Here is a 13179-nt window from a genome sequence, read left to right as displayed (position 1 = left end):
GCGAAGTCGACGTACCGCGCACACCGGGTGCAAACCCGCGGCGAGGGTGAGGGCCGCGTCGGCGGCCGCCGAGCTCAGCACCGGCCGGCGGCGCCGCGGCGCTCGTGCCGCTTGCGGTGCGGCCGGTTCCAGCTAAAACACCCAGCAGCGATCTCGCCCGGCGCGCTTGGCGCGATAGAGGGCCATGTCCGCACGCTCGACCATGTTCATCGGCGAATCCTCGTCCTGCCACTCGGTGATGCCGAAACTTGCCGAGAAGCGCAGCGGCGGCTCGCTGCCTTCGAGCGACTCGCGCTTGCAACGCTCGCGAATCCGGTCGGCGACTCGCAGTGCATCGCGCTCCGTCGCCCCGGGCAGCAGAATCGCAAACTCCTCGCCGCCGATGCGGCCGATGAGGTCGTCGCCGCGCAACGTCGACGAACACACGAGCACGAAGCGGCACAGCACCTGATCGCCGATGGCATGCCCGTAGGTGTCGTTGATCGACTTGAAGTGATCCAGATCGGTCACGATCAGGCTCATCGGCTCGTTTCTGCGCTGAGCGGCCTCGAGCAGCTGATCGAAACGGTGGAAGAAATACCGGCGCGTGAGGCTGCCTGTCAGCTCGTCGTAGCTGGCTTCGAAGGCGAGCTGATTGTTCGCCGCGCGTAGTTCCTCGTTCGACTGACGCGCCTCGCGATGGCGCACACGCTCGCGCCAGTAGCTCCAGCTCAGCAGCGCCACGATGATCACGCCGCCCAGATACAGCAGGAAGCACAGCGCCAGATCCTTCGCGTGCTGACGCGTGAGCGCCTCCCATGCTTCGACGTCTTCGACCGCGTAGACGATGAGGTCGTTGCTCGCACTCGGGCGCGAAGCGATCACGAACGGTTGGGAGAAGTCGCCAAACGCCGACATCCGATCGAGCAATTCCTGCGGCACCCACGCGTTGGCGCGCCCTGGCGAGCGTTTGAACTGCGTGATCGGCATGCGCGCGAAATCGTCATGCTGGTAGAGCGCCATGCGCTCCGGAAAGGGCATCGAGCCGACTTTGCCGTCGAGCATGAAGCGATTCTCGAAGCGCGGGTCGTTGGCCATGATCACCACGCCGTTGCCATCGGTCACGAATGACTCGCCGCTTCCCACCCAATGGCGCAGGCGCGTGAGGCCGATCTTCGTCATGACGACGCCAACGAGTGTGCCGTCGCGGTAGATGGGGGCGCTGAAATAGAGGCCGGGCGCCTGTTGCTCCCAGCCGGCCGCGTAGCTCTCGAAGCGAGCGCCAAGCAGCGCCTGAGTCACGTATGGCATGCCGGCGACCGACTGGCCCAGCGGCGACGGCGTGTCGCGGAAGTTGCTCGCCGCCACGCAGATGCCGCGGGCGTCGATCACCCAGATGCGGTCAACGCCGAAATAGCCCTGCGCGCCATGCAGAAACTCGTTGGCGCGCGTCACGAGCTCCGCGCCCGACGCCCCGCCTGCCGGACGCAGCACGTCGCGCAGCAGGTCCACTTCGGCCAGCGTCGAGGGAATGGCTCGCACCATCGCCAGGTCCGTGTTGATGGCGTGCACCATGCCGTCGGCCACCCGCTCGGCGACGGTCTGCTCCGCATCGACATTCTGTGCAAGCTTGTCGCCGACCAGCGAAGTGGCGGTCCGGTCCGCCGCAATCCAGCAGGCGACCAGCACGCCAACCGAGACGCACGCGGCATAAAGCCAATGCCGTATCCTCATCCGAAAATCAAACGCTCGTTCTAATATTATTCACTTCTTACGTTGGCAAAGGTTTCGCCTCATTCGGGTCGCGTTTCTGTCTTTTCCCCGGACAGATGCTCTGGTCGCGACCGGCATTCTCGATGCCGGCAAATACCTGCCAATTCTGGTTTACGCGTCGAACTCTTTTCCTCGTTCCCGATCCCCGGCTTGTCGCGCCCCGTGCCTTCGGATCCGTGCTGCGCCGTATTGTGCTCTCCCACGATTGCAGGCTGTTGACAGCCCGCCTGCCCCTGATCCCGCCGCCTGGAATCGCCGCGCCGGGCGGCTCGCGACCGTCCGTGCGTGTCGCTCCAGATCGTCGCGAAAACCAGGTGATTCTATAGTACTCCGACGCTGAATCCGTGCGAAAAACCGGCAAAAAATCGATGCATCCGAAATACCTATTTAATCTATTAAATAGAAAATGCACCGCCGTCATTCACCCCGGCTTTACCGGCAAATTCCAAAACGCTCGATTACCGATTCCATCTGCTCCATTTCCACCGGGCGGGAAAACAGATAGCCTTGCGCAAAGAGCGGCACGAAATGACGCAGCCATTCGAGTTGCCGCTCGTTCTCGACACCCTCGACAATCAGATCGATTCCCAGCGAACGCGCAATGTTCACGATGTTCGAGATCATGAGGCACGAACGCGACGAATCCGGAATCGATTCGACGAACGACCGGTCGACTTTCAGCGTGTCGACGGGAAAGCGCGTCAGGTAAGACAGCGACGAGTAGCCGGTGCCGAAGTCATCGAGCGCGATGCGCACGCCCGCACGCTTGAACTGCTGGATCTTCATTTCCACGAGCGCCGGGTTGCGGATCATGACCGACTCGGTGATTTCCAGCTCGAGACGATTCGGCTCGACGCCGTATTCCTTCATGAGTCGCTCGACCAGTTCACTGATGTCGCCGCGCCAGAACTGCACCGACGAGACGTTCACCGCGAGCCGCAGCGAGGCCATCGGCGTGCCGCGCCACGCCGCGAGTTGCCGGCAGGCCTGGGTGAGCGCGAACTCGCCGATCGCGACGATCTGGCCGGTCGTCTCCGCCAACGGGATGAATTCGCCCGCCGCGAGCACGCCGCGCTGCGGATGCCGCCAGCGGATCAGCGCTTCCATGCCGCATATGCAATCGGTCTCCAACGCCACGATGGGCTGATAGGCGAGGAAGAACTCGCCATTGGCGAGCGCCTGCTCCATCTCGCGCTCCCATACCACGAGCTGATGCGCCTGGTAGGTCATCTGTTGCGTATACACGCGCACCACGCTCTTGCCCGCTTCCTTGGCGGCGTAGAGCGCCAGGTCGGCCTTCCTGATGAGGTCCGCCTCGGTCTCTTCCGGCTTCGACCAGAACGTCACGCCGATGCTGGCATGCAACGCGAACGAGGTGCCGCCCGCCACCATCGGCGCCCTGAGCGAGGCGAGCATCGCCTCACCGAGCGGCACGGCCTGCTCCGGCACGCCCTCGCCTTCGAGCAGCACGGTGAACTCGTCGCCCGCGAAGCGCGAGAGCGTCGCCGACGGCGGCATGCACGCCGCGAAGCGTTCAGCCACTTGCCGGATGATCTCGTCGCCCTGCGTGTGGCCGAGCGTATCGTTCACGCTCTTGAAGTTGTCCAGATCCATGTGCAGCAGCGCTACCTTGCCGAGCTGCGCCGGGTCGCTCAACGCGCGGCGAAGCGCCTCCATGAAGGCGTAACGATTGGGGAGTTCGGTGAGCGGGTCGTAGGAGATGAGCCGGGTGAGCTGCTGATCGCGACCGATGAGCCGCTGCATCAGGTAGGCGATGAGCCCGAAAAAGACGACGAGCGCAACCGACACGAAGGTCGCCATCGTCAGATAGACGCGCTCGACATGGCGATACTCGGCGAGCTCCTCGTCCATCGACAGGCCGACCTGTACGGCCAGCGGGTAATCGCGCAAGTGACGATACGCCACGATGCGCTCGACGCCGTCGATCGGGTCGCGCTGCACGCCCGAGCTGCGCTGATCGGCCGAGAACGGCGGCAGCTCGCCGGTGCCGGTGTAGGCAACGCCGGCCCCGGCGCTGCGTGCCAGTAAAGCGCCGTCGTCGGCAATGACGGCGATCTGACCATACTGGCCCAGCACGGCGTTGGTGTAGAAGTCCGTCGTGAAATAGCTCGGCTCGAGCGAGACGACGACCACGCCGCCAAAGCTGCCGTCGAGGTTGTTGAGCCGCCGGGTGAACTGGAGCACCCACTTGCGCGAGACGCGGCCGAAGACCGGGTGGCTGATGAACAGACGGTCACCGGCGTCTTCCACATGCACGCGAAAGTGCTCGCGGTCTGCGATGTTGACGCCGGCCCCGCCGGGCAACGTCGCCGCAATCACGTTGCCGCTCGCGTCCGCCATGCTGACGAGCACCATGAAGCGCTCGGGCACGACGCCCGCGGCCAGCGCCTCCTTCAGATCGAAGTTCCGACGGCCGTGCTCGAACTCGTACTTCACGAAACGGGTGATCTGATCGACTTGCCGGATGGCGCGCAGTGTCTGCTGCTCGAGCGCACTGGCGACCGTCGAGGCCGCTGCGGCCGTGTCGCGCAGCACGGCCTTGTGCTCGATGGACACGCGCCAGAGCACCGCCGTCCATACGAGGACCAGGATCAGGAAACCGAAAATCAGTATGGCAACGATAGAGCGGTAAGACGCGGCCCAACGCCCGCGTCGCGCTCCCGTCGTGCTCGGTTGCGCCATAGGTCGAGATCCTTTCAGCCTTCGCGCCACTGCGCGATAAGGTCGGTATTGGCCCGGTGGTCAGGAGGATCCAGGAGGCGCCACTGCCGGACACCGTTGTTTGCGGCAAGTGTAAGACAATCCCGCCAGCCCCGGAAGTCGTCCGCGCGTCCCCGATCGGCGGGCGCGGCGCGTGTTGCAGGGCCCTCGGGCGCTTCGTCGTATTCGCCCTTCCTTGCTACTGACCTGGCGTCCCGCTCGCCATCTCCATGCGGCAGACGAGCGCCATCCCACCGGATGAGGTGTCATACGTCGGATTACGGAAGTTTCAGGCGCCGCCACATCGGGAGAATCCCGGAGGCGTCTGCGGCGGCCCCGGGAGGGCGTCGGGCAGCGCGCGGTCAGGACTTCAGCAGCTCGATGACGGCCTCGAGACCGCGGCGTAGATCGGCCAGGTCGAACCGAGAGGCCACGTCAGGCGCGGCAGGCGTGTCGGGCGCGTCGGCCCGCGCGCTTGTCACGCCGGCGGCGGCGCCGCTCGCGGTGCGCCCGCCGCGCGGCGCATCGGCTTCGAGCCGGTTACGCGCCCCGTTGATGGTGAAGCCCTGCTCATAGAGCAACTCCCGGATTCGCCGGATCAACAGGACTTCGTGGTGTTGGTAGTACCGCCGGTTGCCGCGCCGCTTGACCGGGCGAAGTTGCGTGAACTCCTGCTCCCAATAGCGCAGTACGTGGGGCTTGACGCCACACAGTTCACTCACCTCACCGATGGTGAAGTAACGCTTGGCGGGAATCGGCGGCAAGGCAACGTGATCCATCGCAGCGCGAGCGGAATGGGATGACGGTTAAATTGCGGACGAAAAAACCGACGGCCGCCACAGAATGCGGCGGCCGTGACGACTTACTTGCTCAGCAAGCCAGATTCGACCATCGACTTGAGCTTCTGGCTGGCGTGGAAAGTGACGACGCGACGTGCGGCAATCGGAATGGCCTCGCCGGTCTTGGGGTTCCGGCCCGGCCGCTGCGGCTTGTCGCGCAACTGGAAGTTGCCGAAGCCGGAGAGCTTGACGCTGTCGCCCGACTCCAGTGCGTCGCGGATCGATTCGAAGAACGCCTCGACCATATCCTTCGCTTCGCGCTTGTTCAGGCCGACGTGCTCGAACAGCAGTTCGGCCAGTTCGGCCTTGGTCAGCGTCGGTGCTTCGGTCGCGACATCGTTGACTTCGCTTCGGCCCAGCGCGATACGTTGCGCCGCGAGCATGGCTTCAAATTCACCAGGATTCATTTCGTTCATACGTCCCACGCGATGGCAATGACAGTGCGATAACTCACTCGCAACCAGACTTCTACTGAGCTTTACGCGCGCAAACGTGCGCCGAACGCTTCCACTCGCTGCACCAGCGCGTTAATGGCGCCCTGGACCGTTTCGTCCTGCAACGTACCCGAGGGGTCTTGCAGAGTAACACGAAACGCCACGCTTTTGTCCTCGGCACCAAGCGAGCCCGACGCGGCGCCGGCCTTCGGTCGGAACTCGTCGAACAGACGCACCGATTGCACCACGCTGCACACCGGGTCGTCGTGGCGCGCGGCCAGCATCGCGTCGAGCAGCCCCTGCACCGGCTGCGCCTGATCGACCACCAGCGCAATGTCGCGCGTGACGGGCGGGAATTTCGAGATTTCCTCGTAGCTCGCCACGTCGCGCACGAACAGTGCCTGCGCTTCGATCTCGAAGAGGACCGGCGCGTGCGGCAGGTCATATTTCTGCTGCCAGCGCGGGTGCAGTTCGCCGATGAAACCGACGCGCTTGCCATCGACCTCGATGGCCGCGCTGCGCCCCGGGTGCAGCGCCGGATGCTCGGCCTTCACGAAGCGGGCCGTGCGCGGGGCCAGCAGCGCCTCGAGGTCACCCTTCACGTCGAAGAAGTCGACCTGACGCGTGGGTGCGCCCCACTGCTCCTCGAGCACCGGGCCGTAGGCGAGCGCCGCCACCGTAACCGGCTGGCGGTAGCCGCCCACGCTCAGCTCGCCCGACGCCACCGTGTTGTCACGGTGATAGGTGCGGCCGATCTCGAACACACGCACGCGCGAGGCCTTGCGGTTCAGGTTGTAGCGCGTTGTGGCGATCAGGCTGCCGATGAGCGTCGAGCGCATTACCGCGAGGTGGCTGGCGATCGGGTTGAGCAGCTTGATCGGGTTGTCGTTGCCGGCGAAATCGGCCTCCCATTCGACGTCGACGAAGCTGAAGCCGACCGTCTCGTGATAGTCGCGTGCGGCAATCGCGTGACGCACGGCGTGCTGCGAGCGACGACCTTCCTGCGTCGGACGCATTTCGCTCGCCGCCACCGGCGGATTGGCCGGAATGCGGTCGAAACCGTAGATGCGCGCGACCTCTTCGATCAGATCCTCTTCGATCTCGATGTCGAAGCGGTACGACGGCGGCGTCACTTCGAATACGCCGTTGTGCAGCGTGAACGGCAGGCCCAGACGCGTGAAAATGGCGCCCATCTCCTGCTCGGTCACCGGCACACCCAAAATCTTGACGGCACGGGCCACGCGCATCTTCACCGGCCGGCGCTCGGGCAGCTTCGCGACGATGTCGTCAAGCGGGCCGGCCTCGCCGCCGCAAATCTCGAGCACCAACTGCGTGGCGCGCTCGAGCGCACGCACGTTGCCGGCGAAATCCACGCCGCGCTCGAAGCGATGCGATGCGTCGCTCGAGAAGTTGTACTTGCGCGCGCGGCCCTGAATGGCTTGCGGGTAGAAGAAGGCGCCTTCGAGGAAGATGTTCCGCGTCTCGAGACCGGCCTTGGTGGAGTCGCCGCCCATGATGCCCGCCAGCCCGATAGGACCGCTCGCGTCGGTGATGGCGAGCACGCTCTCGTCGAGCGTCACGGTCTGCTCGTTGAGCAGCTTGAGCGTTTCGCCGGCGCGGCCGAAACGCACGTCGATCCCGCCCTGCAGGCGGTTCAGATCGTAGACGTGCAGCGGCTGCCCAAGCTCGAGCATCACGTAGTTGGTGATGTCGACGAGCGCCGAGATGCTGCGCTGGCCGGCGCGTTCCAGACGTTCCACCATCCAGCGCGGCGACGGCGCCGCAGCATTGACGTTGCGGATGATACGGCCGCCAAAGCGTCCGCAACCTTCCGGCGAGCTGATGCGCACCGGCAGCTTGTCGGCGATCGTGGCCGGCTGGGCGCCCTGCCCCGGCAAGTCCTTGAGCGGCGCGCCGGTAATGGCTGCGACCTCGCGCGCGACACCCAGCAGCGAGAGGCAGTCGGCCTTGTTCGGCGTGAGCTTGACGACGAACACGGTGTCATCCAGGTCCAGGTACTCGCGGATGTTCATGCCAACCGGTGCGTCTTCCGGCAGGATCAGCAGGCCGGCGTGGTCGTCCGAGAGCTTGAGCTCGCGTGCCGAGCACAGCATGCCGAAGCTCTGCACGCCGCGCAGCTTGCCAACCTTGATCTGGAACGGCGCCCCCCCTGCTTCGGCCGGCGGCAGTGCCGCCCCCACCGTCGCGCATGGCACCTTGATGCCCGGTGCGACGTTCGGCGCGCCGCACACGATGGTGAGCGTCTCGCCGGTGCCGGCATCGACCTGGCAAACGTTCAGACGGTCGGCATCCGGATGACGGGCGACTTCGAGCACCTTCGCCACGACCACACCGGTAAACGGCGGGGCGACCGGATTGGTTTCCTCGACTTCGAGCCCGGACATGGTCAGGGCGTGCGCCAGCGCGTGCGTCGACAAATCCGGGTCGACCAGGGTACGCAGCCACGATTCAGAGAATTGCATGGATCAGTTCGCTCGCAGTTAAGTCTTCACTTCCGAAGCCCGGCGGCAGCGACTTCGCGCGCCAGACGGGGCTCTCGGCATCGATTACATGAATTGGCGCAGGAAGCGCAGGTCGTTCTCGTAGAACAGGCGCAGATCCTGGACGCCGTAGCGCAGCATCGTCAGGCGCTCCAGGCCCGAGCCGAACGCGAAGCCGATGTAGCGCTCGGGGTCGAGCCCCATGTTGCGAACGACGCTCGGATGCACCTGCCCCGAGCCCGAGATTTCGAGCCACTTGCCGGCGTTCTTGCCGGTCTCGAACTGCATGTCGATCTCGGCGGACGGTTCCGTGAACGGGAAGTACGACGGGCGAAAGCGCACCTGAATGTCGTCGCGCTCGAAGAACTTGCGCAGGAAGTCGGTGTACACGCCCTTGAGGTCGGCGAAGCTGATGTCTTCGGCGATCCACAGGCCCTCGACCTGATGGAACATCGGCGAGTGCGTGGCGTCGGAATCCACGCGGTACGTGCGCCCCGGCGCAATCACCTTGATCGGCGGCTTGTTCATGCGCGCGTAGCGCACCTGCATCGGGCTGGTGTGCGTGCGCAACAGCAGCGGCTTGCCGGCGTCGTCATTGCCCTCGACGTAGAACGTGTCCTGCATCGAGCGCGCCGGGTGATTCTCGGGGCTGTTCAGCGCCGTGAAGTTGAACCAGTCGGTTTCGATTTCGGGGCCGTCGGCCACGTCGAATCCGATGGAGCGGAAAATCTGTTCAACGCGCTCCCAGGTGGTGAGCACGGGGTGCAGGCTGCCAGTGCCCAGGCCGCGGCCAGGCAGCGTGACGTCGATGGCCTCGGCGGACAGACGCGCGTCGAGCAGCGCATCGGCCATGGCCTGGCGGCGCGCCTGCAGAGCGCCTTCGATCTGTTGCTTGGCCGCATTGATCCGCGCGCCTTCGCTCTTGCGCGCGTCGGGATCGAGCTTGCCGAGGCCCTTGAGCAACTCGGTCAGTTGGCCGGTCTTGCCGAGAAAGCGCGCTTTCTCGTTTTCCAGCGCGGCGGCGTCGGGAGCGGCGGCGAATGCACGCTGCGCTTCGCTGACGATAAGTTCCAGATCCATATGCTACAGGCTCAAGTTGGGCGGTCCGAACGGCCGCGTGTACAAGCGAAAAAGCTAGCGAAAAGACCAGCGAAAAACAAAAGGGGGCTCCGATGAGAGCCCCCTCCTGGCGAATGGCGCGCGGTAAAACGCGCTATACGCTAATGACAGCTTCAGGCTGCGACGGCGGCTTTCACCTGGGCGACAATCGCGGCAAACGCCGGCTTGTCGTTGATGGCCATGTCGGACAGCACCTTGCGGTCGAGTTCGATCGAGGCCTTCTTCAGACCAGCGATGAACACGCTGTAGGTCATGCCGTGCTGACGCACACCTGCATTGATACGCGCAATCCACAAGGCGCGGAACACGCGCTTCTTGTTGCGGCGATCGCGATAGGCGTATTGCCCGGCGCGCATGACCGCTTGCTTGGCGATGCGGAAGACGTTATTGCGACGGCCGCGGAAACCCTTGGCTGCAGCGATGACTTTCTTATGGCGGGCCCGTGCGGTGACCCCACGTTTGACTCGAGGCATGTTTCTCTCCTATCTAAGTCGGGGTTTAAGCGAAGGGCAGCATTGCACGCACGGAGTTCAGATCAGACTCGTGAACGCCGACGGCACCGCGCAGGTGACGCTTATTCTTGGTGGTCTTCTTCGTCAGAATGTGACGCTTGAAGGCCTGACCACGCTTGACGGTACCGCCAGGACGCACGCGAAAGCGCTTCTTGGCACCGCTCTTGGTTTTCATCTTGGGCATGAAAAACTCCGAGGTTTTTAACATGATCGCAGGTGTGGCGCCAAAATCGCGCCCCTTGCAGGACCTGGGATCACTTATATTCAGGGCCGAACCGCACCCTGTATCGCTGCCGCCCCCTCGCGGGACGCGACGGCAATTCCTTGCTGCCCGGCGGCGTCGTTCGACACCGCCGCGGCATTACTTCTTCTTCGGCGCGATGACCATGATCATCTGGCGGCCTTCCATCTTCGGCATCTGTTCCGGCTGACCGAACTCTTCGAGATCAGTCTTCAGGCGTTCCAGCATTCGGGCGCCGATTTCCTGGTGAGCCATCTCACGGCCGCGGAAACGCAGCGTGATCTTGGTCTTGTCGCCGTCTTCGAGGAACCGCTTCAGATTGCGCAACTTGACGTTGTAGTCGCCGTCGTCGGTGCCAGGCCGGAACTTGACTTCCTTGATCTGAACAACCTTCTGTTTCAGCTTGTTCTCGTGCGCTTTCTTCTGTTCCTGATACTTGAACTTGCCGTAGTCCATCAGGCGGCACACCGGCGGCTGCGCCTGCGGCGCGATTTCCACCAGATCGACGTCAGCTTCTTCGGACAGACGGAAAGCCTCGGCAAGTTTCACGATGCCGAGCTGCTCACCGTCGACCCCGGTTAGACGCACTTCGGGCGCAGTAATTTCGCCGTTGATGCGATGCGACTTATCGGTAGCGATGTTGCTTATCCTCGAAAAAAGTCAAAAATTTAGCCGCGCTGTCCGACAGGCGTTATTGGAACGATGCGCACTCTTGCGCAAGGCGTTCGATGAGCGCGTCAACGGGCATAACGCCCAGATCCACGCCGCCACGGGCACGCACGGCTACCGTATTCGCCTCCTGCTCCTTGTCCCCCACCACAACCAGATAAGGAACTTTCTGCAAGGAGTGCTCGCGTATTTTATAGCTAATTTTCTCGTTGCGCAAATCGCTCCGAGCCCTAAGCCCTTGTTCTTTCAACTTTTTCGTCACTTCCTGGGCGTAATCGGCCGTTTTTTCGGACACATTCATCACGATTACCTGCTCCGGCGCCAGCCAGGCGGGCATTGCACCAGCATGGTGCTCGATCAGAATCCCGATAAACCGCTCCAACGAGCCCAGGATGGCGCGGTGCAGCATGACCGGGCGCTTGCGGCTGTTGTCTTCGGCCACATATTCGGCGTCGAGGCGCTCGGGCATCGAGAAATCGACCTGCATCGTGCCGCACTGCCACTGGCGACCGAGGGCGTCTTTCAGCGTGTACTCGATCTTCGGACCGTAAAACGCCCCGTCGCCTTCGGCGATCTCGAACTCACAGCCCGAACGGCGCAGCGATTCCATCAGCGCAAACTCGGCCTTGTCCCAGTTTTCATCGGAACCGACTCGGTGCTCCGGACGCGTGGCCACCTTGTAGATCATGTCCGTGAAGCCGAAATCCTTGTACACGGCATGCAACAGCGCCGTGTAGTTCACGCACTCCTCGAGAATCTGGTCTTCCGTACAGAAGATGTGGCCATCGTCCTGCGTGAAGCCACGAACGCGCATCAGCCCGTGCAGGCCCCCCGACGGCTCATTGCGGTGGCACTGACCGAATTCGCCGTAGCGCAGCGGCAGGTCGCGGTAGCTGTGAAGCGCCGAATTGAAAATCAGGACGTGGCCGGGACAGTTCATCGGCTTGAGCGCATAGGCGCGGTTTTCCGACTCCGTCGTGAACATGTTGTCCTTGTAGTTCTGCCAATGGCCCGACTTCTCCCACAGCGAGCGATCGAGGATCTGCGGCCCTTTCACTTCCTGGTAGCCGTTGTTGCGGTAGACGCGGCGCATGTACTGCTCGATCTGCTGCCAGAGCGTCCAGCCCTTCGGGTGCCAAAAGATGAGACCCGGCGCCTCTTCCTGCATATGGAACAGGTCGAGTGCGCGGCCGAGCTTGCGGTGATCGCGCTTCTCGGCTTCCTCGAGCATATGCAGATAAGCGTCCTGATCTTCCTTCTTCGTCCAGGCCGTGCCGTAGATGCGCTGGAGCTGTTCGTTCTTCGCGTCGCCGCGCCAGTAGGCGCCGGCCACCTTCATCAGCTTGAAAACCTTGAGCTTGCCCGTCGACGGGACGTGCGGGCCCCGGCAAAGATCGACGAACTTGCCTTCGCGGTACAGGCCAATCTCTTCGTTGGCGGGAATCGACTGGATGATTTCCGCCTTGTACTTCTCGCCCATCGACAGGAACAGGCGCACGGCGTCGTCGCGCGAGAGCACTTCGCGCGTGACCGGCTCATCCTTCTTCGCCAGTTCGTGCATCTTCTTCTCGATGGCTTCGAGGTCTTCCGGCGTGAACGGGCGGTGAAACGAGAAGTCGTAATAGAAACCGTTCTCGATCACAGGGCCGATCGTGACCTGCGCCTCCGGGAACAGCTCCTTGACGGCATAGGCGAGCAAGTGCGCCGTGGAGTGACGAATGATGTCGAGACCGTCGGCGTCCTTGTCCGTGACGATAGCGAGACTCACGTCGCGATCGATCAGATAGGACGTATCGACCAGCTTGCCGTCGACGCGGCCGGCGAGTGCGGCCTTGGCCAACCCCGTGCCGATCGAGCCGGCGACTTGCGCCACCGTGAGCGGGGCTTCGTACTGGCGTTGCGAACCGTCAGGCAAACGTACCGAAATCATGTCGCACTCCCATGCGCTAAAACGTCACGCGCGGCCCACGCCACGCGGCAAACCACGAAAAAAAACGGCCTCGACTGTCGTCGAGGCCGTCTCTTCATTCCTAGCATCCAGACGAAAAACACCCTCGACTTAGCGTCGCACCTTCACCACTGTGAAAGTTCGGGCGGTCTTCAACATGTGTGTTTTTCCAACGCCTGTGTCTGCGGGGTCTCGCGGACTGTAATGCATCAAATTCGTTGGTAGGCTCGATTGGACTCGAACCAACGACCCCCACCATGTCAAGGTGGTGCTCTAACCAGCTGAGCTACGAGCCTACTGCAAGAAAACGAGATTCTAGCAAGATTCCCGCGAATCGCCAAGCGATTATTGTGCCTGCCGACGAAAAACCGCGTCAATCAACGATCTCGGCGCGATGGCGGTGTCAGTCGATGCGCAAACGCCGCACCGACCAACGCCCGCCC

At 63.3% G+C, this 13179-nt stretch carries 10 protein-coding genes and 1 tRNA gene; all 11 read right to left on the bottom strand.

Translation table 11 applies throughout. The features are described 5' to 3' along the window. Positions 1–132 precede the first annotated feature (132 nt). Positions 133–1713, bottom strand: coding sequence for a sensor domain-containing diguanylate cyclase (locus PNO31109_RS12295; RefSeq protein WP_150555789.1), 1581 nt, complete (start codon positions 1711–1713; stop codon positions 133–135). 471 nt (positions 1714–2184) lie between these two features. Beyond that, positions 2185–4455: a putative bifunctional diguanylate cyclase/phosphodiesterase gene (locus PNO31109_RS12290; protein ID WP_150555788.1), complete on the bottom strand. Its 2271-nt coding sequence runs from the start codon at positions 4453–4455 to the stop codon at positions 2185–2187. 380 nt (positions 4456–4835) lie between these two features. Next, the gene (locus PNO31109_RS12285; RefSeq protein WP_150555787.1) at positions 4836–5252 is read right to left on the bottom strand and encodes a MerR family transcriptional regulator; all 417 of its coding nucleotides are present in this window, start codon (positions 5250–5252) and stop codon (positions 4836–4838) included. Positions 5253–5335: 83 nt separating this feature from the next. Then, positions 5336–5728: an integration host factor subunit alpha gene (locus PNO31109_RS12280; RefSeq protein WP_150555786.1), complete on the bottom strand. Its 393-nt coding sequence runs from the start codon at positions 5726–5728 to the stop codon at positions 5336–5338. A 62-nt stretch (positions 5729–5790) separates the two neighbouring features. Then, positions 5791–8229: a phenylalanine--tRNA ligase subunit beta gene (pheT, locus tag PNO31109_RS12275; RefSeq protein WP_150555785.1), complete on the bottom strand. Its 2439-nt coding sequence runs from the start codon at positions 8227–8229 to the stop codon at positions 5791–5793. 84 nt (positions 8230–8313) lie between these two features. Further along, positions 8314–9327, bottom strand: coding sequence for a phenylalanine--tRNA ligase subunit alpha (pheS, locus tag PNO31109_RS12270; RefSeq protein WP_150555784.1), 1014 nt, complete (start codon positions 9325–9327; stop codon positions 8314–8316). Positions 9328–9479: 152 nt separating this feature from the next. Beyond that, a complete protein-coding gene (rplT, locus tag PNO31109_RS12265; RefSeq protein WP_010806048.1) occupies positions 9480–9839 on the bottom strand; it encodes a 50S ribosomal protein L20 in 360 nt (119 codons plus the stop codon). 25 nt (positions 9840–9864) lie between these two features. After that, a complete protein-coding gene (rpmI, locus tag PNO31109_RS12260; protein WP_010806049.1) occupies positions 9865–10062 on the bottom strand; it encodes a 50S ribosomal protein L35 in 198 nt (65 codons plus the stop codon). Between the two features lie 177 nt (positions 10063–10239). Next, positions 10240–10758, bottom strand: a complete 519-nt coding sequence (infC, locus tag PNO31109_RS12255; RefSeq protein ID WP_174966373.1) for a translation initiation factor IF-3 — start codon at positions 10756–10758, stop codon at positions 10240–10242. Positions 10759–10810: 52 nt separating this feature from the next. Next, positions 10811–12718 (bottom strand): threonine--tRNA ligase, encoded by a 1908-nt coding sequence (gene thrS, locus PNO31109_RS12250; protein WP_150555782.1) that lies wholly within the window; start codon positions 12716–12718, stop codon positions 10811–10813. A 237-nt stretch (positions 12719–12955) separates the two neighbouring features. Further along, positions 12956–13032, bottom strand: a tRNA-Val gene (locus tag PNO31109_RS12245). Positions 13033–13179: the final 147 nt, after the last annotated feature.

Origin of the sequence: Pandoraea nosoerga (assembly GCF_902459585.1) — a bacterium.
In the GTDB taxonomy this organism is placed as follows: domain Bacteria; phylum Pseudomonadota; class Gammaproteobacteria; order Burkholderiales; family Burkholderiaceae; genus Pandoraea; species Pandoraea nosoerga.
This window is presented reverse-complemented; position numbering and strand designations above follow the sequence as displayed.